An 18,251-nucleotide genomic window follows, 5' to 3' on the forward strand; every position below is an offset into this window, starting at 1 on the left:
AGCCGCTCGATGATCAGATCTGGCACCTGCCCGACATTCAAGGAACGCGGACAGGGCCTTCCTGAATCCCGGGCGCATCGCAACAATGCGGTTCCCTATCCAGCCGCTGGAGCGCGGTCTGGATCATGGTGCAGGCGAACATTGCTTGGCGGGTCAAGCATAGGGTGGCGGTGTTTAGGCCAGCGGTGCAGTCCAGCCCGACACGCCTGCGCTTACTTGGTTCTACGCGATCGGAGAATCTAAGGCGCGGCTACCCTCTCACGCCGGGCGATTCCGAGGGCCGCAATCCAAAGAAGCAGCACGTTCAGATAGCTCCAGAACCCCCAAGGCAGCAAAACAAGGCTTTCGAGCCGGTCATCGGTCGAGATGCCGAAGACATATCGGTTGATATACAAGGGGGGGATCATGAACATGCAAAGAAGAACCAATTTGGGAATGCCGCTTCTGATGTTGAAAAGGACGAAGGACGCTGCGGGCAGGGCAATCGTCCACTGATAATGAACCGCGCGTGGGACGATCATCAGCAAGAGCAGGCAGGCGATGCTGAACATAAGCGGATAAAGCCGCGACGGCGAGATGTTCGCAAGCGCAAGAGGAACGCAGACCGTGGCGGTCAAGAGCACGGCCACAAGGCTGAACGTCACATACACCGCGCCCAAAGAACTGGCTGAAAACGCCCCGGCCTCTGCGAAATAGGAGAGAATGTTCAGAATGGACTGGTTGTATGGGCTTCCTGGTGTCCGGTCGAACTGTACCATCCCGCCGATAATGTCCTGATAGCGGCTTTGCAGGTCGGGCGCGAACAACGTTCCGGACAGTGTCAAACCGACGACCGCACAGATTGCGATGATCAAGAGCAGCACTCTGCGCGTTGAAAAAGGAACCATGGCAATCAGGAGCAGCGGCAATATCCAGATCTTGAGCGTTGCTGCCATTCCTGATGCGAGCAGGGCTGCTTGCGTTCGGTTGCGTTTGAGAAGGGCGACCGAGGCGAGAAGCAAAGCCAGCATGATCAGCGTCACTTGCCCAGATCGCAACACTGCGGCGCAGGTCCCGTTCAGCCCGAAGGCAATACAGGGAACCGCCCAATGCGCAGGAACGCCAAGCGCACGGACTGTTGCGACACAAATATAGGTCAGCGCGATAACCTGAAGCGCAAGCCAAACTCCAAAAGCGACGGGATAGGGCAATAGGGCAAGCGGCGAGAACAGCCGCAACAGCAAGGGAGAGTAGACGAAGGCAAGCGGATGGTCATGCAGCCCTTCGGAGGACGCCCACGTAAGATGCGCTTCGACGGAATACGGATCCTCGCCAATGGAATACAGGTAGGGTCCAGAGTAATAGGCTCGGAAATCATACTGGTAAAAGGTCCAGCCCCGCGCAACGAGCACGATCTGAAGCGCAAGCGCGAGAAGTGAAAAGCCGACAAGCAGTCTCTGCCAGAGCACGGGATCGGCAAGCCGCCCTGAAGCGCTTTTGTGCGATGAACCGGGCGTCATTGCGCCGTCTCTTGGGAGTCTCTCAAACCTGTATCCTGACCAGCTCTTTCGGCTTCATCCGACCATGTCGATGCCGGATCTTTGCAGGGAGTTTTGACCAGAAAAGCCAATAAAACAAGTTGCAATAATGGCTTGCCGGGTCACGAAAGTATCGTGGGACTCACCTTGCGATCATTCGTGTGTTGTCAATCCACGAGATGGTGAAGCGTTGCTTTGCCGAACAGGGCGGGTCGCGCCACCCTTGCCCTCCGGCAATGACTGCTCAAGTGATGGGAAAGACCGGCACTGCATTGGCGATCAGTTGGTAGGGGCATTCTTACCCAAGTTGCGCGCATGGCATAATTCTGCCGCATCTCGAGTGTAAATACCTTGTGCTCGTTCCCAAAAAGACGGGTTCCGGATGACAAGAAAAACGAAGCAGAGCTAGCAGGACGACCGGACGACAGGCATGCCAAACGCAGTGACCACCCTTGTGCTATTGATCTTTCCGATCATATCGGTCTGGCTCTTTGGCAGACTGCACCCAAGGCGTGCGCTGCTGTCGGTCCTCATTCTGGGGTACCTCTTTCTTCCTCCGCAGCCGGCCGGTTTTACCATTCCGCTTATCCCCCCCCTGACAAAAGACACGATTCCAAGCCTTGTAGCGATCATTGCGTGCCTGGCGTTGTATCGCGACCAGATGACGTTTCTCCCGACGCAACCCGTAGCCAAGGTGCTGGTGCTGGTCTTCATCTTCAGCCCGATGGGCACTGTTCTGACGAATATGGACACGGTTCAGTTCGGAAGTTTCACCTTGCCCGCACTGCGGTTTCGATCTGGCATCGCGCAATGCATCAATCAGGCTTTGCTGGTCGCGCCGCTGCTGCTGGCGCGTAACTTTTTTCACAGCGAGGAGGATATCAGGGACTTGATGTGGGCAATGGCAATCGCCGGCTTGGTGTATTCGCTGCCGTTGCTGCTGGAGGTGCGCTTGTCTCCCCAGTTGAACATCTGGATCTACGGGTATTTCCAGCATTCGTTCGCGCAAATGATGAGGGGCGACGGGTTCCGCCCGATTGTTTTTCTCTATCATGGACTGTGGGCTGCTTTCCTGGTTCTCACCGCTTTGCTGGCCATGACATCCCTTGCCCGAAGCAGTCGAACCAGATGGGCTGTGTTGTGGTGGGCGTGTACCGGGTATCTGGGTGTGCTGCTGATCTTGTGTAAATCCATGGCATCAATCCTGTATGGTTTGATGTTTGTCCCGGTGCTGATATTCCTCGGAGTTCGGATGCAGCTCAGGATTGCGATGCTGCTTGCCTGCGTTGTCCTGGCCTATCCAACCCTGAAAAGCCTTCATCTTGTGCCAGAGGAAAGAATCCTCACCTGGGCTGAAAGCGTGGATGAAGATCGTGCGAATTCCCTGCGGTTCCGGCTGGATAACGAAACCGTTCTGATCGATCGCGCAATGGAGCGGCCGGTGTTTGGGTGGGGCTCATGGGGCCGGAACCACCTTTACAACGAGCGCAACGGAGAGGTGCTGACCACAACGGATGGACGTTGGGTGATCACTATTGGTGTCTATGGTTGGGTCGGTTTCATCGCAGAGTTCGGACTACTGCTATTGCCGATTTTCCTTTTGAGCAGATACGGGCTAACCCGCACGCGTCGAGGGCCGAAGAACGCCACGGGCACGCCAGCTGCTGACACCGGTAACTTGGACATTCCTGGTGAAAATTCCGAATTGCCCCATTGGATTTCTGGTGCCGCGCTGATCCTTGCCATCAACACGGTCGACATGGTGCCCAATGCGACCCTTACACCGATGAGCTGGCTCTTCACGGGTGCTTTGTTGGGCCTGATCGAGTCGGTGAAATCCAAAGACAGCAACAAAACGATCAAACAACGGCTTCGTACGATCCTGTAGGCGATTTGATCAGCAAGACCGTTTCATTTGATGGTCTCTGGGTTGTGTCGGAACCGGTGGACACTTTGATATTTCGACTACAGTTCAGATAGTTGACCTCGATGCCCGCACTGCATCGAACGCCACCCGCGTAAAATTCATGTCAGACTGCAATAGGGTACGACTGCTTCGTGCCTAACGTGTCAGAACCATCTGTCCGTTCTCGATGGCGATCCGGTCAAAGAGGTTCAGGTAGCTCATGCCGAGCAGGCTTTCCTGCATAGGGGAGCCATTGACCACGGCGGGCACGCGGCGGTCGGAAATCGGGCCGATCTCGACCAGGTCGAGCCGCACCGGCGCGGTTTGCACCATGCCATTGGCGGTCATGGCGCGACTCGTATAGCGCAGGTTGGCCGTGTTCAGCCCGGCGCGGGCGGCGTCCTGCGGGGTCAGCACCATATCCGTTGCCCCGGTATCCACCACGAAGCGGATCGGGGCACCGTTGATCTCTAACGTTAGGTAATAGTGGCCATCGAAACTGCGCGGCACAGTGATTTCACCCGTTCCTGTCACCACCGATTGTTGCGGCAGCACGTTATTGCGCAGTTCGGGCCAAACACCCACGGCAACAAACCCGCCCACGATCAGAAACCCCCAGACCACCGCATAGCGTGCAACCTTGCCGATCTGATGGCGATTGGCCGAGATGATCGAGCCCGTCAGCGCAATCGCCAACAGGCTGAGATAGATGATCGAGGCAATGTCAGTGTCTTTCATCGGGTCAATCGGATCATGTCGGTTGATGCCAATATAGGACAGCGGACCGGCTAAAACACCTGTAGATCTCGAATGCCGTCGATCACGAATTGGACAGACAGCGCCGCCAGCAACATTCCCAGCAACCGCGTCACGACATTGATGCCCACTGGCCCCAGCATCTTTTCCATCGGCCCGGCCAGAAGGAACAGCAAGAACACGACCAGAATGACGGCCAGCATGACCCCATGGACCATCGCGACGCCGGTTGCAGATCCGGCAGATCCGGTCAGCAGGATCATCGTGGCAATCGCCCCCGGTCCGGCAATCAGCGGCATGGCCAGCGGAAAGACGGACGGATCCTCGGCATGGGGCGCATCGGCCTGCCCCTGTCGGCGCTGCTTGCGCCGCTCGAACAGCATGTCGAGCGCGGTCAGAAACAGCAGAAGCCCGCCCGCAATGCGGAACGCTGCCAGCGAGATGCCGAGGAAGTTCAGAACCGCCTCACCGGCCAGTCCGAAAATCGTCAGCAATACGAAGGCAACGATGCAGGACCGGATTGCGATTGCTCGCCGGGCGCGGGTGCCCATGCCACTTGTAATGGCGATGAACATCGGGGACAGGCCGATCGGGTCGATCACGACGAACAGAGCCACGAAGGCGGTAATGGCGTCCGACAACATCATAGCGCGTCTGCCTCCTCCTGTCGTTCCAGGGCTTTCATCCACATGGCCTCGGCCCGGTCGAGCCCTTCCATGACCTCGGCATATTTCTTCTGCCACACCTCGATCTCCCCGGCCTTGCCGGGCTCATACAGGTCAGGGTCCGCCAGTTTGGCGGCCAGCTTGTCGCGCATGGCGTTCAGCTTCTCCACCCGTTCTTCGCATTTGCGGACCTCGGCGCGCAGCTCCAGCATCGCATCGCGAGAGTGGCGCTTGGGCTTTGCGACTTCGGGCTTCACCTTGATGGGCGCGTCGCCCGCCAGCAGCATCTTGCGATAGGCGGCCAGATCATCCTCATAAGGGGTGACGCTGCCATCCTTGACCAGCCATAGCCGGTCGGCGGTCAACTCCAGCAAATGCATGTCGTGGCTGACCAGGATCACCGCGCCGGTATAGGCGGTCAGCGCCTCGACCAACGCTTCTCGGCTTTCGATATCAAGGTGGTTGGTCGGTTCATCCAGGATCAGCATATGCGGCGCATCCAGTGTCGCCAGCAGCAGCGACAGCCGCGCCTTTTGACCACCCGACAGCTTGCCAACCACGGTTTCCGCCTGATCGGCACCCAGCCCGAACCCCGCCAACCGCGCCCGCAGCTTCGCCGGGGCCTCCTCGGGCCGCATTCTGCGCAAGTGCTGAAGCGGCGTTTCGTCGATATGCAACTCATCCACCTGATGCTGCGCGAAATATCCTACCCGCAGCTTGGAAGACTTGGTGATCCGACCCTCCAGCACCGGCAGTTTGTCGGCCAGCAATTTCGACAGGGTCGACTTGCCCTCGCCATTGCGGCCAAGCAGTGCAATGCGATCGTCCTGATCGATGCGCAGGTTCAGCCGCTTCAGAACCGGCACACCGTCATAGCCCACGGCGGCCCCGTCCATCTGCACGATAGGCGGCGACAGCTGCTCGGGTTCGGGAAAGCTGAACTTGCGGAAGGCACGTTCGGCAGGGGCGGTGATGGGCTGCATCTTTTCCAGCATCTTTAGACGCGATTGCGCCTGCCGGGCCTTTGTGGCCTTGGCGCGGAACCGGTCGACGAAGCTTTGCAGATGGGCGCGGCGCGCCTCCTGCTTTTTCGATTCCGCCTGCGCCACGGCGATCCGGGCGGCGCGGGTTTGCGCGAAGGTGTCATAGCCGCCCTGATAGAGCGTCAGCTGCCGTTCCTCCAGATGCAGGATATGCCCCACGGCGCGATTCAGCAGGCCACGGTCGTGGCTGATAACCAGCACTGTATGAGGGTATTTCGCCAGATAGCTTTCCAGCCACAGAGCGCCTTCGAGGTCCAGATAGTTTGTCGGTTCATCGAGCAGCAGCAGGTCAGGGGCCGAAAACAGCACCGCCGCCAGGGCCACACGCATCCGCCAGCCGCCGGAAAAGGCGGAACAGGGCATACGCTGTTCCTCGGCTGTGAAGCCAAGGCCGCGCAGGATGGTCGCGGCGCGTGCCTCTGCCGACCAGGCATCGATATCGGCAAGCCGCGTCTGAATTTCAGCGATGCGGGCTGGATCGTCGCTCTCCTCGGCCATCAGCTTTGCGCGCTCCGTGTCGGCGGCAAGGACCGTGTCGATCAGCGAGGTCTCGGACGAGGGCACTTCTTGCGCGACGCCACCGATGCGGGCGCGCAAGGGCAGGGTGATCTCGCCTGTGTCCAGCGTCAGTTCACCCCGGATCAGGCGAAAGAGCGTGGTCTTGCCGGTGCCGTTGCGCCCGACAATGCCGACCTTATGCCCCTCGGGGATGGTGGCCGAAGCGTGTTCGAGCAGTGGGCGACCCGCAATGGAGTAAGAGATATCTGAAATTCTGAGCATGAGCGCGGTGTGACCCGCCTGCGCGCGACTGTCAATTGGCGGCTTTTCTTTAAGCGCGACGCATGTTAGCAGCCGCGCCAAACAAACCCATTTCTCGGAGAGTTCCCATGGCGGTTCAACGCACCTTCTCGATCATCAAGCCCGATGCCACCAAGCGCAACCTGACTGGCGCGATCAATGCCAAGATCGAAGCTGCTGGCCTGCGCATCATCGCGCAAAAGCGCATTCACCTGACCCCCGCACAGGCTGGCGTCTTCTATGCCGTTCACAAGGAACGTCCGTTCTACGGCGAACTGTGCGAGTTCATGGCGTCTGAGCCGGTTGTGGTTCAGGTTCTGGAAGGCGAAAACGCCATTGCTGCCTACCGCGAAGTGATGGGCGCAACCGACCCGGCAGAAGCCGCTGACGGCACCATCCGCAAGGATTTTGCCCTGTCCAAAGGGGAAAACTCGGTCCACGGTTCCGACGCGCCGGAAACCGCTGCGGAAGAGATTGCGTATTTCTTTGCAGGTCTCGAACTGGTCGGCTGAACCAGGGTTTGACCTGATCGTTTTTGACGGGTCGCTCCGACAGGGGCGGCCCGTTTTCTGTGTGGGATCTGTGCGGGATGAAGCGCCCCTTGCGGGAAGGACGAGCGTCTTAACAAAGCTATTTGTTGCTTAGCGCCGCGCGCCCACGCCGATCTCATCCAAGAACTTTTCGAAATCGGACCGATCCGGGTCAAAGCAGCTGGCCTTGATCTGATCAAAGCGTTTGCGAAGCGCGGCTTTCTCGGTGCCCTGACAGTCATTCCATGGCCGTCCCTGCACCCCCATATGCAACACGTAATAGGCAATGAAATGGGGGCGGCTGCCATTTCGCAGCATCGCTTCATAGGCGGCATCGGGTCCGCATTCTCGCAGCGCCTCTGCATCCGGTATCCCGGCGCGCTGCAATTCCTCGGCCATGGCCGGGCCGATATTGCGGATGTCTGTCAGCGGAGTGGACATGGGCGCGGCGCCTTCATCGAACAACGCCGCGTCTTTATCAGATACTGGCCCAGTCGTGGAAGGTCACGGGTGCCTCTTTCTTGGCGGTGCCTTGCTTGGCTGTTCCTTTTGGATTCGGGGCCTGCTTTGGGGTTGGTTGTGGTTGTGGCATCTGACTGCTCTGCTTTTCTTGGTTTCTGCCTGTGGTCCAGATTACCATTCAAATGAGGCAGCTTTTGGGCTGGTCCAGCCAGCCGCAAGGGATGAACCGGGGTGTAATTTGGGCAGTTTGGCCGCATTGTTCGGATGGCCAATTTCGAACGTGACGCGCAGATAAGCGGCCTGAAAGCCACTCAATTACAGGAACTTGGCGTATGATTCGAATCGCATTGGTTCTGGCTTGGAACCAAAGAGCGACTTTTGGAGAGATTGGAATTGTGTCAAGCAGGGCTTGGAGCTGCCTAACTTTTGCCTTGGTTAACACAGCGTTTCGGAATCGCGTTCAATCCATTGTTGCCGCATGTTTTACAATAGCGTGGGTAAAAAGGATCATGACTTTTGGGTTAGACCCGCTGGCAGCAACATGTGATCGAAAAAGCTGACTTTATTAGAATAGGTTAAACTTGCATCCAAAATTCTGTTGCGCCCGAGGATTGTTTCGCACGCAGCAACAGCCTCTGGGCCTGGCCTGCTGGATGGAACCACAGATTTACCATATTTCGACCTTTTGGGCCGAGTTCCCGCCATGTTTCAAACAATTTTCGCTTTCTTGGAACGACCTAGTCACGCTATCCATTGGTCAGCCCAACTGGGGGGCGATGTCTGAAGGCCACGGGGGCGGCCGCACGATACCAGCCTGATCAACCTGATCGGCAGGTGGCATGTGAGCCGCAACGTATTGCGGACCCGAAAGAGGGACTAGCCCTGCCAGGCTTGCCCCTGCCGGTGGCTGCAAGGCTGTCGGTTCATCTGCCCCTGATCTGGCCACCGTGCGCCCGCCCAAGAACTCTTCATACATCGCAATCTGGTTGGAACGTGTTCGACACCGATCGTCAGGGGATGTGCGATGTTCTTGGTTTCTTTGGTCTCACTCTTGACCCGCCATGTGCTGCAAACGCGCACCCCAGCCATCGTTGTCATTGATAAGTCAGTGGTTTGCCGTGAACCCGCGCAGAACGCGCGTTCGGGCAGGGCGTAAAGGAGACGACAGATGTCTGGTGAAATAGTGAATCCGAGTAGTGTTGACGGCGTCGTTGACGGTACCCCTGGGGATGACAATATCAACCTTGCTTACACGGGCGACCCTGAAGGCGACATGATCGACGCGGGTGATGCCATTCTTGATGGCGCCGCACCCGATGATGATGTCTTGTTGGCGGGCGAAGGTAATGACACGGTTCATGCCGGTGTCGGTGACGACATCATCTGGGGCAATGATGGCGACGATTACCTCGATGGTGAAGACGGTGACGACACCATCAAAGGTGAGGGCGGCAACGACACGCTGATCGGCGGTGACGGCAACGATCACCTGATCGGTGGAGACGGAAACGCATCGGTCGACGGCGGAAATGGCGACGATTTCATCGACACCCGTCTGGATGGCAACCTGTCCATGCCAGACCGTGGCTATCCCGGCCTGTTCCCCGGCGATCCTGTCCCCACGGACGCGATGGACACGATTGATGGCGGCGCGGGCAATGACACGATCTTTGCAGGTGATGACGCCGACAGCATCACCGGCGGCAGCGGCCATGACCAGATCGACGGCGGCTTTGACGATGACACGATCGACGCGGGCGAGGGCGATGACCTGATCGTCGGCGGCGAAGGCTCTGACACGATCCTCGGTCAGTCCGGTGACGACACGATCTATGGCGGGCTTGGCCCCGGCTTCCCGGATGAGCTGAACATCACCGATGACGGATCAGACGGCAATCCGATCGGCCCAGATGCAGTGACCGACAATGGCCGCGACTACATCGAAGCCGGTGACGGCAATGACGTGGTCTACGGCCAGGACGATGACGACACGATCTATGGCGGTGCCGGCAACGACACGCTGGATGGCGGCATCGACGAAGACGAGATTTACGGCGGCGCCGACCGGGACGTGATCCTTGGCGGCAATGCTGGCGACTACGTGGACGGTGGGGGCACCGGCGACGACTACGACACACTCGATTTGCGCGGCTCCGGTCCGCTGCGCGTCGTGCTCGATGCCGACAACCCAGAAAACGGTACGGTGACCTTCTACGACGGCAACGGCTACGCCCCGTCAAACGTCACCGGCACAATGCGCTTTGAGGAGATAGAGAACGTCGTGCCTTGTTTTACCCCCGGATCCCGCATTGCAACCCCCCGTGGTGAAGTGGCCGTTGAGGCGCTGCAACCCGGGGATAAGATCATCACCCGCGACAACGGCATCCAGGAAATTCGCTGGATCGGCTCTCGCATGTTGAACCATGCAGAACTGCGCCGCGCACCGAACCTGCGTCCGGTCCTGATTAAGGCCGGGGCGCTTGGCAACGGTTTGCCCGAGCGCGACATGCTGGTCAGCCCACAGCACCGGATGCTGGTCGGCAATGACCGCACGCAGCTGTATTTCGAGGAAAGCGAAGTGCTGGTGGCGGCCAAGCATCTGGTGGATCACAAGGGCATCCGCTACATGGATACGCTGCGCACCACCTATATCCACTTCATGTTCGACCAGCACGAAGTGGTTCTGGCAGACGGTGCCTGGACCGAAAGCTTCCAGCCAGGTGATCAGACCCTGGGCGGCATGGGCAAGGACCAGCGGGACGAGATCTACACTCTTTTCCCCGAGCTTCAGCAGCCCGCAGGAATCGACAGCTATGCCGCAGCCCGCAAGGTGCTGAAAGGCCACGAGGCGCGGTTGATCGTTCGTTAACTACAGAATGCAGCAGGGATACGGGGGAGAGGGGGCACAACCTTTCCCCGGACCCGAACTGGGGCGGTGCAGATTTGCGCCGCCCCTTTTTATTGGCCTGTTGCGGCGCGCCACGCCTCCCAATCCTCTGGCGTGTCCAGATCGGTCAGCGCCCGCCGGTCAGGCAGGGGGACCAGATTCACCCGCGCCTGATGGGTTTTCAGCAGATCGCGTGCGCCCTTGTCTCCTTTGATTTTTTGCAGATCGGCCAGCAGATCGGCAGGAAACAGCACTGGATTGCCCGGTGTCCCATCCTTGGCTGCCGCCCGCAAAATCGCTTTGGGCGCCTGTTGGGAAAGCGCCAGCAACAGATGCATATCATGTGCCGTGACCTCTGGCATATCTGCCAGCACCACAAGCACAGGGCCGGACAGCCCCTTGACCCCGGCGGCCAAAGACTCGCTTTGCGTGCAGCCAGCGGGCAGGGTCACGATCTCGCAATCAATCCCGCTCAAGGCTGCCACCCGTTCCGCATTGCCCTCTGGAAGGGTCACGCGCAGCGGCCCGGCCTTCACCGCCCGGCGCGCCATGATCCGCAACAGCGGCTCGCCTGCAATATCCTCCACCAGTTTGTCGCGCCCCTTCATGCGAGAGGACGCGCCAGCGGCCAGCAGCAGGATCGTCGCGCCGCTCATCCTCTCATCCTTGCGCCGTCCGCGTCGAAGAGCATGTCCGTCACCAGCCGCGCCTTGTGCATGTTGCCAAGGATCTCGATCTCGACCTCCAGTCCCTCGACCGCACGCTCGCTCGGAACGAACCCGAAGGCCACCGATTTGCCCGCGAAATGCGAATACCCACCAGATGTGCAGAAGCCCTGCACCGTGCCCTCCAGCCAGATCGGTTCATAGGCGATGACATCGGCATCATCTGCATCCACGATGAAACTGCACAGTTGCCGCGCAGGGCCTTCCGCGCGTTCCGTGTCGGCCGCGGACTTGCCGATGAAATTCTTGTCCCATTGGATAAACCGATCCATCCCGGTTTCGCCGGGCATGTAATCGGGCGAAAACTCTCGCATCCAAGAGCCGAAGAACTTGTCGAGCCGAAGGCTCATCATCGCCCGCATTCCAAAAGGCTTGAGGCCAAATTCCTGCCCTGCGTCCCAGAGCAGATGCCAAAGCGCGCGTTGTTCCATCGCGTCGACGTAGATCTCATAGCCCAGGTCGCCGGTGTAACTGACCCGCTGCACCGTGGCCTGCATCATGCCGACGGAAAGCTGCTTTACATCAAGGAACCGGAACGCCGCGTTTGACACATCCGCCCGAGTCACCTTGGCCAGCAGGTCGCGTGCGCGGGGGCCAGCGATCTGGAATCCGGTCGACCGATCAGAGATATTCGCGATCTTCACGTCGTCCGAAAGCTGCCCCTCGAACCAGCGCATGTGAAAATCCTGCGCGCCATAGCTTGCCGTCAGACGGAACTCCGATTCCGATAGGCAGGCCACGGTAAAATCCCCGATAAGCCGGCCGGAATGGGCCAGCATCGGTGTCAGGCTGATCCGGCCCGGTTTCGGAATGCGGCCCGCCATGATGCGATTGAGCCAGGCGCGCGCGCCCGACCCCGTCACGCTGTATTTGCCGAAATTCTGCACCTCGTTGATGCCCACGGCCCCGCGCACGGCCATGACCTCCCGCGCGGTGGCCTCAAAGGCGTTGGAGCGGCGGAACGAAGGCGTCTCGTATCGTGGTTCATCCCCTTGGGCGAAGTAATTGGGCACCTCCAGCCCATATTGCTGCCCCCAGACCGCGCCCATGCTGTCGAACACATCGTACATGGGCGTGGTTCGGAAGGGTCGCGCGGCGGGCAGTTCCTCGTTCGGATAGACCACGGAAAACCGGTTCTGATAGTTTTCCACCACCTTGGGCAGGGTGTAGCCCGGCGTGATCCAGCGCCCGAAACGCGCCACGTCCATGGCAAAGACATCGCGTTCCGGCTCGCCCTCGACCATCCATTGCGCCAGTGTCAGGCCGACGCCGCCGCCCTGGCTGAAGCCCGCCATGACCCCGCAGGCCGACCAGTAGTTGCGCAGCCCCGGCACGGGGCCCACCAGCGGGTTGCCGTCGGGGGCGAAGGTGAAGGGGCCGTGGATTACAGTCTTGACGCCCGCCCGCTCCAGGATCGGGTAGCGGCGATAGGCGAAGGCGATGCTGTCCTCGATCTTGTCGTAATCATCTGGCAGCAGTTCATGGCCAAACTCCCAAGGCGTGCCACCCACAGCCCAGGGTTTGCAGGGCTGTTCATAGAACCCGATGCACAAGCCCCGGCCTTCCTGCCGAAGATAGCTTTCACCACCCGGGTCCATGACATGCGGGTGCTCGACCTCGCGTTCATAGATTTCCGGCAGGTCGTCTGTCACCAGATATTGGTGCTCCATCGGATGAAGCGGCAGGTAAACCCCCGCCATCGCACCCACTTCCCGAGCCCACAGACCGCCGGCATTCACAACATGCTCCGCATGGATCGTGCCCTTGTCTGTCACCACGTCCCAGGTGCCATCGGCCCTTTGATTGGTCTCGCGCACCATGCAATGGGTTTCAATCGTGGCGCCCCCCATCCGGGCGGCCTTGGCATAGGCGTGGGTGGTGCCGGAAGGGTCCAGATGCCCGTCAAGCGGGTCGTAAAGGCCACCCAACACGCCCTCGACATTGGTGATCGGTGCAATGGCCTTGATCTCGTCCGGACCCAGAATCTCTGTCTCCAGCCCCATGAACCGGTGCTTGGCGCGTTCGGCCTTGAGCATGTCGAAACGCTCGGGCGTATCGGCCAGCGTCACGCCGCCCACATGATGAAGCCCGCAGGACATGCCGGTCATCGCCTCCAGCTCACTGTAGAGCCGGATCGTGTAGCCTTGCAGCGCCGCCATATTGGTGTCGCCATTGAGCGTGTGAAACCCGCCCGCCGCGTGCCAGGTGGATCCGGAGGTCAGCTCGGACCGTTCCACCAGCATCACATCGGACCAGCCAAGCTTGGTCAGGTGGTACAGCGCAGAACAACCGACAACCCCGCCGCCAATCACGCAAACCCGAGTGCTCGTCTTCATCGCTGTCTCTCCCTGTGGACCGTTTGCGTCAGACAGCCCGCGCTGGCCCGGCCCTGCAAGTCAAAAAGCGACACACCCTCTTCTTCTTGGCAAAAATACTCCCGCCGGAGGCGTTGCGCCCTCTCGGTTCGCATGGTCCTGCAGGTCAGAGCGCCGTCGGGTCCGCCTGGCCATGGCAATACGTCCCGACGCGGGCCCCGAACGGGGCTTAAGGAGGGGCGTTCCCGGATCGACGCCGCAGGCGGCGAGACCCTGCACGCTTACAGCAGCTTGCGCACCCGCAACTGGGTCAGCCGGTTCTGCTGGCGTTCGGCCACTTCGAAACGGAAGCCGTGGAAGCTGAAGACCTGGCCTTCCTCCGGGATCATCTGCGCCTCATGGATCACAAGGCCAGCCACAGTGTTGGCCTCTTCATCGGGCAGGTTCCAATCTGTCGCTCTGTTCAGATCGCGGATCGTCATGGCGCCTTCGATGAGATAACTGCCATCAGCACCCGGCGTCAGGTTCAGTTCTTCCTCTACGTCAAACTCATCGGTGATCTCGCCAACGATCTCTTCCAGAATGTCCTCCAGCGTGATCAGCCCCTGAAGCGCGCCGTATTCATCCACCACAAGGGCGAAATGGGTGTGCCGGCGCAGGAACTGACGCATCTGGTCATCCAGCGTTGTGGTTTCTGGCACAAAATAGGGTTTCATCGCCACATCGGTCACAGAAAAGGCCGATAGGCCAGTTTCTGATGCGTCCGGCCCGCGCACAAGCCTGTCCATGGCGCGAAGCACATCCTTTGCATGAACCAGCCCGATGATATTCTCGGGATCACCGCGATAGACGGGCAGGCGGGTATAGGGCGAGTGCAGCAGTTGGCTCAGGATCGTTTCGCCATCGGCATCGGCGTCGATCATTTCGATGTTCGAGCGGTGCAGCATGATTTCCTCGACCGTCCGTTCCCCAAGGTCGAGCGCCCCGAGCAGCCGATCGCGATGTTCCTTTTCCACCACGCCTTCCGAATGGCCGAGCGTGATCGCGCCGGCGATTTCCTCATGCGCTGACAGGACCGCGCTGTCAGGATCGGTCTGCACGCCGAACACGCGCAGCATAGCGCGCACCAGAACCTGCACCATGGCGACGATGGGTGAGAAGACCAGGATCACGACACTGATCACCGGACTGACGGTTGCGGCCGCTTTCTCGGCATTGGTGATTGCATAAGTCTTCGGCAGCACTTCAGCAAAGATCAGAACCAGAAGGGTCATGACCAGCGTCGCCAGCGCCACGCCGCTTTCTCCGAACGCACGGGTAAAGAGCGAGGTTGCGAGCGCGGCGGCAAGAATGTTCACCAGATTATTGCCAAGCAGGACGGAGCCGATCAGCCGTTCACTGTCTTCGGTCAGATGCAAGGCGCGTTCCGCGGCTTTCGAACCGCGATCCGCCTGGGACCGAAGCTTGCCGCGAGAGGCTGCCGTCAGGGCCGTTTCGGAGCCTGAGAAAAACGCGGACAGCAGCAACAGGCCAATAATGGCGCCTGCTGTCAGATAGAAGGATGCGTCAAAGGTGGGCGCAAGCTCGGGCATGATGTCTCCGGTTCAGGAAGGTCTGAAGCTGGTTATGGGGGTGGGCGCTGCACGTATCAAGCACAAGGGAGGCTTCGTGGCAGGAATAAGGCAGATCTTTGCTTTGGCCGTGCTTGTCGTTTTGGGCGGGATCTACTGAGGAATTCGGTCAAAAACCCCGTGATTCCAGTGCGCTCCCCGATGATTCGCGAATCAAATTAAGGCAAGAAAGTGCCAAACTGGGTACAAAGCGGGGCTAAATTTGCCATTGTTTCGCCTTATTAAGCAACCCTCGGTTGTATCTCGTTAACCTTAAAAAATATTAGTCCGAGTTTCAGCGTCTTCTGGTCGGAAACAAGCCGTGATTTTGCCGCGATTTGGATCGAGAGAGTGACTTCTGCCGTCCTCTCATCATTGTCGATGGGCTGTTTCCAATTTCTTAGGGGAACCTGACCAAATGGATAGGCATGAGCCGAATAAACAACCATAGATTGTATGAAGGCATGGCCACTGTTTCTTGAACCGCTACAATGCCGATCCGGACCTGTTTTCATGATCGCTCGAAACACTGAAAACGCTCAACTTTTCCGGGGTTCTGTTGCCACAATTTGGCCTAATTTGGACCTGCACGCATAGGTTGAATTTGTCAGAAAAAAATTGACGAAATTGTGCCACAAATGCCAAATTGTGGCTGTGCGAAAGCGCTGGTCAGCCATGACTTGAGGCTGCTGCATCGCCGGGCTGCCACCCGGACGCAGCACCAAAAGGTGGGGATGGATTGACCGCGATCCCGGGGGGGCCCGGTTAATCATCTGCGCCTGTCAGCACCCAAAATCTGAATGACTTTCTAATCCGCGCCATCAGTCGCAGGGCGGGGCAGGGAAGCTCTGTTTGTCGCGTCCGGAAACGGCCGCACCCCTTTAGGAGGGTGAAGTACAATGTATGAGCGTTTCGGCCTCTATAGCCAAGGCGAAGCTCCCCACGCTGTTCTGCCGATCCGGCTGAACAATTCGCGATCCGTCTATCGCCGTTACGCCAAACGAGCGCTGGATATCGCCATTGTGCTTCTGGCGGCACTGCCCGCCACGATCATCGTAATGATTTCGGCCCTTATCCTTGTTTTGCGGGAAGGCGGATCACCGTTCTATCGGCAGGAACGGATCGGGCTGAACGGTCAAGTCTTTGGTATGTGGAAGCTACGTACCATGGTCAAAAACGCCGATCTGGTGCTGGAAAGCTACCTGTCCGAAAATCCCGCGGCGCGCGCTGAGTGGGATTGTCACCAGAAACTGAAGAATGATCCCCGTATCACCCCGTTCGGCCATTTTCTGCGCCGCTCGTCGCTGGATGAGCTGCCACAGCTGTGGAACGTCTTGGTGGGGGAGATGTCGATCGTTGGTCCCCGGCCCATGATGTGCAATCAGCGGGCGCTCTACCCCGGCACGGAATATTATGTCATGCGTCCGGGGATAACCGGTTTCTGGCAGACCTCCAGCCGCAATGACAGCAGCTTCCACGAACGCGCGGGATACGACAAGGAATACTACCGAATGCTGTCGCTACGCACCGATCTGGCGATTATCGGTCGGACCTTTAGCGTGGTGCTGCGCGGGACAGGTTGCTGACTGCATCCCGCAGCAGCCCGGCAACCGTCTGCCCCCAGGAGTCCCAGTTCAACCGCTCCTCGTATAGCTCCCTTGCTCTTTTGCGTAGTTCGACATGCGTATCCGGAGACTGGAGATAGCCGGAGATCACTTCGGCAAACGCACCGGCATCCGTGCCAAGCGGCAGGGCATGGCCGTTTAGTCCGTTCCAGACCGGCACGCCGCCCACATCAAGGCAGAGCGATGGAAGCCCGTAGGCAGACGCCTCGCAAAAGGCAAAGCCATAGGACTCCATGGAGGGCATAAGCAAGAAATGGGCGCGGCGGAAGCAGTCATCGAAGATCTGCAACTCTTCCGGCTTGGCCTTGTTCAGATGCGGATGCACGGTCATAGCGCCCCGGTCGATCTCGGGTGGTGGGGTGCAGCCGATCACGGTCAGGCGCGCATCAACGCCCTGTTCCCGCAGCGCTGCAACCGTGGCTGCGGTGATCCAGCCGCCCTTTGCTGTCCAGTCACGCCCGACCAGCAGGATTTCAACCGGCCCATCAGGGGTGAGGGGCGTCGGTGGCGCAACGCCGGGATCAGGTACATTCGCGCCCCAGGGAACAGTCAAAGATCGGTCGGGTGACAGACCGTAGCGGTCATTCACTGCACCGCTCAGCCAATCAGAGGGCCAGAGCGCGAGGTCAAGCGCCTGGAAGGTGCGCCGCTCGGCTGCTTCGATCAAAGGGTCGAGCACCCGCGAGGGCGAAAACCATGACCCAAAGCTCTGCCCGATTGGAGAGTTCTTGTAGGTGGTTGGCGTCGCGTCCGAGCTATAGGCCGTCACCATCGGATAGGGCAGACGCAGCCGGTGCAAAGAATGGAAGGAATAAGCGCCGAACAGAACATCAAACTGCTCCTTGGACAGCGCCCTTTGAACCCGCTGCGCAATCAACCTCGACAAAAGCAGGTGTAGCCGCCAGCGGGCCCGAATGCTGAGAGCCTCCGGTGCGGCCAGAACCGCCCTGCGCAGCGGCTCGGCGAGCCCCCAATCCTGTGGCAGGACCGTCACATCGCCTGCATGGGTTTCCAGCGCCGATAACATCCGGGCATTGCCGCCCGAATAGAGCGTCGCATCACGTGGATCGAAATCGCACAGATAGGCGATTTTCAGACGTCTATCGTTGCCTGCACTCAAGACACTGCCTTTCGCTCTCAATCCTCAGATGGGGCATATTTCTGCCCAATGTTCCGGGTATACCCCGTGTTATACCCCCCTTTAGGGGGGAAACCGGGCATAAACATGACGCAGCAGACGTAAAGGACAACCGGATACAGGCATGACAATAGCGCTCGCCACTTTCTCGCCGGTGATACAGCTGGCTTTGTTGACCTGTCCGTTTGTCAGGCCGCCACGGGGCCATGCGATATGGGCCTCGCAGATCCCGAATGCCGCGCTGATTCCGGTTGGGATTCTGCCCGCCGCTATA

Annotated in this window: 14 protein-coding genes; 5 read left to right on the forward strand and 9 right to left on the reverse strand. The window is 59.3% G+C overall.

Translation table 11 applies throughout. The features are described from left to right. Nucleotides 1–239 precede the first annotated feature (239 nt). Nucleotides 240–1,499, reverse strand: a complete 1,260-nt coding sequence (locus ACROHD_RS08210) for a glycosyltransferase family 87 protein (protein ID WP_432677108.1) — start codon at nt 1,497–1,499, stop codon at nt 240–242. A gap of 460 nt (nt 1,500–1,959) precedes the next feature. Here ACROHD_RS08210 and ACROHD_RS08215 point away from each other — a divergent pair, with 460 nt between their 5' ends. Next, entirely contained in the window at nt 1,960–3,405 is a 1,446-nt protein-coding gene (locus ACROHD_RS08215; protein WP_432677109.1) for a hypothetical protein, read from the forward strand. A 174-nt stretch (nt 3,406–3,579) separates the two neighbouring features. On the opposite strand, the gene ACROHD_RS08220 is transcribed toward ACROHD_RS08215, so the two are convergent. From ACROHD_RS08220 to ACROHD_RS08230, 3 genes are read right to left on the reverse strand one after another with little or no spacing between them, the layout of a single operon-like run. After that, entirely contained in the window at nt 3,580–4,161 is a 582-nt protein-coding gene (locus ACROHD_RS08220) for a retropepsin-like aspartic protease family protein (protein WP_432677110.1), read from the reverse strand. Nucleotides 4,162–4,211: 50 nt separating this feature from the next. After that, complete coding sequence (locus ACROHD_RS08225) at nt 4,212–4,826, reverse strand: MarC family protein (RefSeq protein ID WP_432677112.1); 615 nt, start codon at nt 4,824–4,826, stop codon at nt 4,212–4,214. Next, nucleotides 4,823–6,667, reverse strand: coding sequence for an ABC-F family ATP-binding cassette domain-containing protein (locus ACROHD_RS08230; RefSeq protein ID WP_432677114.1), 1,845 nt, complete (start codon nt 6,665–6,667; stop codon nt 4,823–4,825). Before ACROHD_RS08230 ends, ACROHD_RS08225 begins: the two co-directional genes overlap by 4 nt. Nucleotides 6,668–6,774: 107 nt before the next feature. Between ACROHD_RS08230 and ndk the strand changes: the two genes are divergently transcribed. Then, entirely contained in the window at nt 6,775–7,197 is a 423-nt protein-coding gene (gene ndk, locus ACROHD_RS08235) for a nucleoside-diphosphate kinase (protein ID WP_071689676.1), read from the forward strand. 129 nt (nt 7,198–7,326) lie between these two features. On the opposite strand, the gene ACROHD_RS08240 is transcribed toward ndk, so the two are convergent. Then, nucleotides 7,327–7,656 carry a TfoX/Sxy family DNA transformation protein gene (locus ACROHD_RS08240; RefSeq protein WP_432677115.1) on the reverse strand — a complete coding sequence of 110 codons (330 nt, stop codon included), beginning with the start codon at nt 7,654–7,656 and terminating at the stop codon, nt 7,327–7,329. Between the two features lie 1,189 nt (nt 7,657–8,845). Here ACROHD_RS08240 and ACROHD_RS08245 point away from each other — a divergent pair. Next, nucleotides 8,846–10,546, forward strand: coding sequence for a Hint domain-containing protein (locus ACROHD_RS08245; protein WP_432677117.1), 1,701 nt, complete (start codon nt 8,846–8,848; stop codon nt 10,544–10,546). An 89-nt stretch (nt 10,547–10,635) separates the two neighbouring features. Here ACROHD_RS08245 and ACROHD_RS08250 read toward each other — a convergent pair whose 3' ends face one another. The 3 genes from ACROHD_RS08250 to ACROHD_RS08260 all read right to left on the reverse strand — a co-directional run bounded on the left by ACROHD_RS08250 (nt 10,636) and on the right by ACROHD_RS08260 (nt 15,196). Beyond that, a complete protein-coding gene (locus tag ACROHD_RS08250; RefSeq protein WP_432677119.1) occupies nt 10,636–11,220 on the reverse strand; it encodes a nucleotidyltransferase family protein in 585 nt (194 codons plus the stop codon). Then, nucleotides 11,217–13,625 carry a GcvT family protein gene (locus ACROHD_RS08255; protein WP_432677120.1) on the reverse strand — a complete coding sequence of 803 codons (2,409 nt, stop codon included), beginning with the start codon at nt 13,623–13,625 and terminating at the stop codon, nt 11,217–11,219. The genes ACROHD_RS08250 and ACROHD_RS08255 overlap by 4 nt, the downstream gene beginning before the upstream one ends. A gap of 260 nt (nt 13,626–13,885) precedes the next feature. After that, on the reverse strand, nt 13,886–15,196 hold the full coding sequence (locus ACROHD_RS08260) for an HlyC/CorC family transporter (RefSeq protein WP_432677122.1): 1,311 nt from the start codon (nt 15,194–15,196) through the stop codon (nt 13,886–13,888). Here ACROHD_RS08260 and ACROHD_RS08265 point away from each other — a divergent pair. Together ACROHD_RS08265 and ACROHD_RS08270 are read left to right on the forward strand one after the other, a co-directional pair. Next, nucleotides 15,195–15,335 carry a hypothetical protein gene (locus ACROHD_RS08265; RefSeq protein ID WP_432677124.1) on the forward strand — a complete coding sequence of 47 codons (141 nt, stop codon included), beginning with the start codon at nt 15,195–15,197 and terminating at the stop codon, nt 15,333–15,335. The two genes, ACROHD_RS08260 and ACROHD_RS08265, sit on opposite strands and share 2 nt — an antisense overlap. 778 nt (nt 15,336–16,113) lie before the next feature. After that, the gene (locus ACROHD_RS08270) at nt 16,114–16,800 is read left to right on the forward strand and encodes a sugar transferase (RefSeq protein ID WP_432677125.1); all 687 of its coding nucleotides are present in this window, start codon (nt 16,114–16,116) and stop codon (nt 16,798–16,800) included. Here the strand turns inward: ACROHD_RS08270 and ACROHD_RS08275 are convergent. Further along, complete coding sequence (locus ACROHD_RS08275) at nt 16,769–17,959, reverse strand: glycosyltransferase family 4 protein (RefSeq protein ID WP_432677126.1); 1,191 nt, start codon at nt 17,957–17,959, stop codon at nt 16,769–16,771. The genes ACROHD_RS08270 and ACROHD_RS08275 overlap by 32 nt on opposite strands. Nucleotides 17,960–18,251: the final 292 nt, after the last annotated feature.

The sequence above is a fragment of the Nioella aestuarii genome (assembly GCF_050896395.1).
In the GTDB taxonomy this organism is placed as follows: domain Bacteria; phylum Pseudomonadota; class Alphaproteobacteria; order Rhodobacterales; family Rhodobacteraceae; genus Nioella; species Nioella aestuarii.

Bases quoted from the DNA above. Each gene is read 5' to 3' on its own strand.
- ACROHD_RS08265 (WP_432677124.1), top strand. From the start codon at position 15,195: ATGATGTCTCCGGTTCAGGAAGGTCTGAAGCTGGTTATGGGGGTGGGC.
- ACROHD_RS08240 (WP_432677115.1), bottom strand. From the start codon at position 7,656: ATGTCCACTCCGCTGACAGACATCCGCAATATCGGCCCGGCCATGGCC.
- ACROHD_RS08230 (WP_432677114.1), bottom strand. From the start codon at position 6,667: ATGCTCAGAATTTCAGATATCTCTTACTCCATTGCGGGTCGCCCACTG.
- ACROHD_RS08245 (WP_432677117.1), top strand. From the start codon at position 8,846: ATGTCTGGTGAAATAGTGAATCCGAGTAGTGTTGACGGCGTCGTTGAC.
- ndk (WP_071689676.1), top strand. From the start codon at position 6,775: ATGGCGGTTCAACGCACCTTCTCGATCATCAAGCCCGATGCCACCAAG.
- ACROHD_RS08255 (WP_432677120.1), bottom strand. From the start codon at position 13,625: ATGAAGACGAGCACTCGGGTTTGCGTGATTGGCGGCGGGGTTGTCGGT.
- ACROHD_RS08220 (WP_432677110.1), bottom strand. From the start codon at position 4,161: ATGAAAGACACTGACATTGCCTCGATCATCTATCTCAGCCTGTTGGCG.
- ACROHD_RS08270 (WP_432677125.1), top strand. From the start codon at position 16,114: ATGTATGAGCGTTTCGGCCTCTATAGCCAAGGCGAAGCTCCCCACGCT.
- ACROHD_RS08210 (WP_432677108.1), bottom strand. From the start codon at position 1,499: ATGACGCCCGGTTCATCGCACAAAAGCGCTTCAGGGCGGCTTGCCGAT.
- ACROHD_RS08225 (WP_432677112.1), bottom strand. From the start codon at position 4,826: ATGATGTTGTCGGACGCCATTACCGCCTTCGTGGCTCTGTTCGTCGTG.
- ACROHD_RS08260 (WP_432677122.1), bottom strand. From the start codon at position 15,196: ATGCCCGAGCTTGCGCCCACCTTTGACGCATCCTTCTATCTGACAGCA.
- ACROHD_RS08250 (WP_432677119.1), bottom strand. From the start codon at position 11,220: ATGAGCGGCGCGACGATCCTGCTGCTGGCCGCTGGCGCGTCCTCTCGC.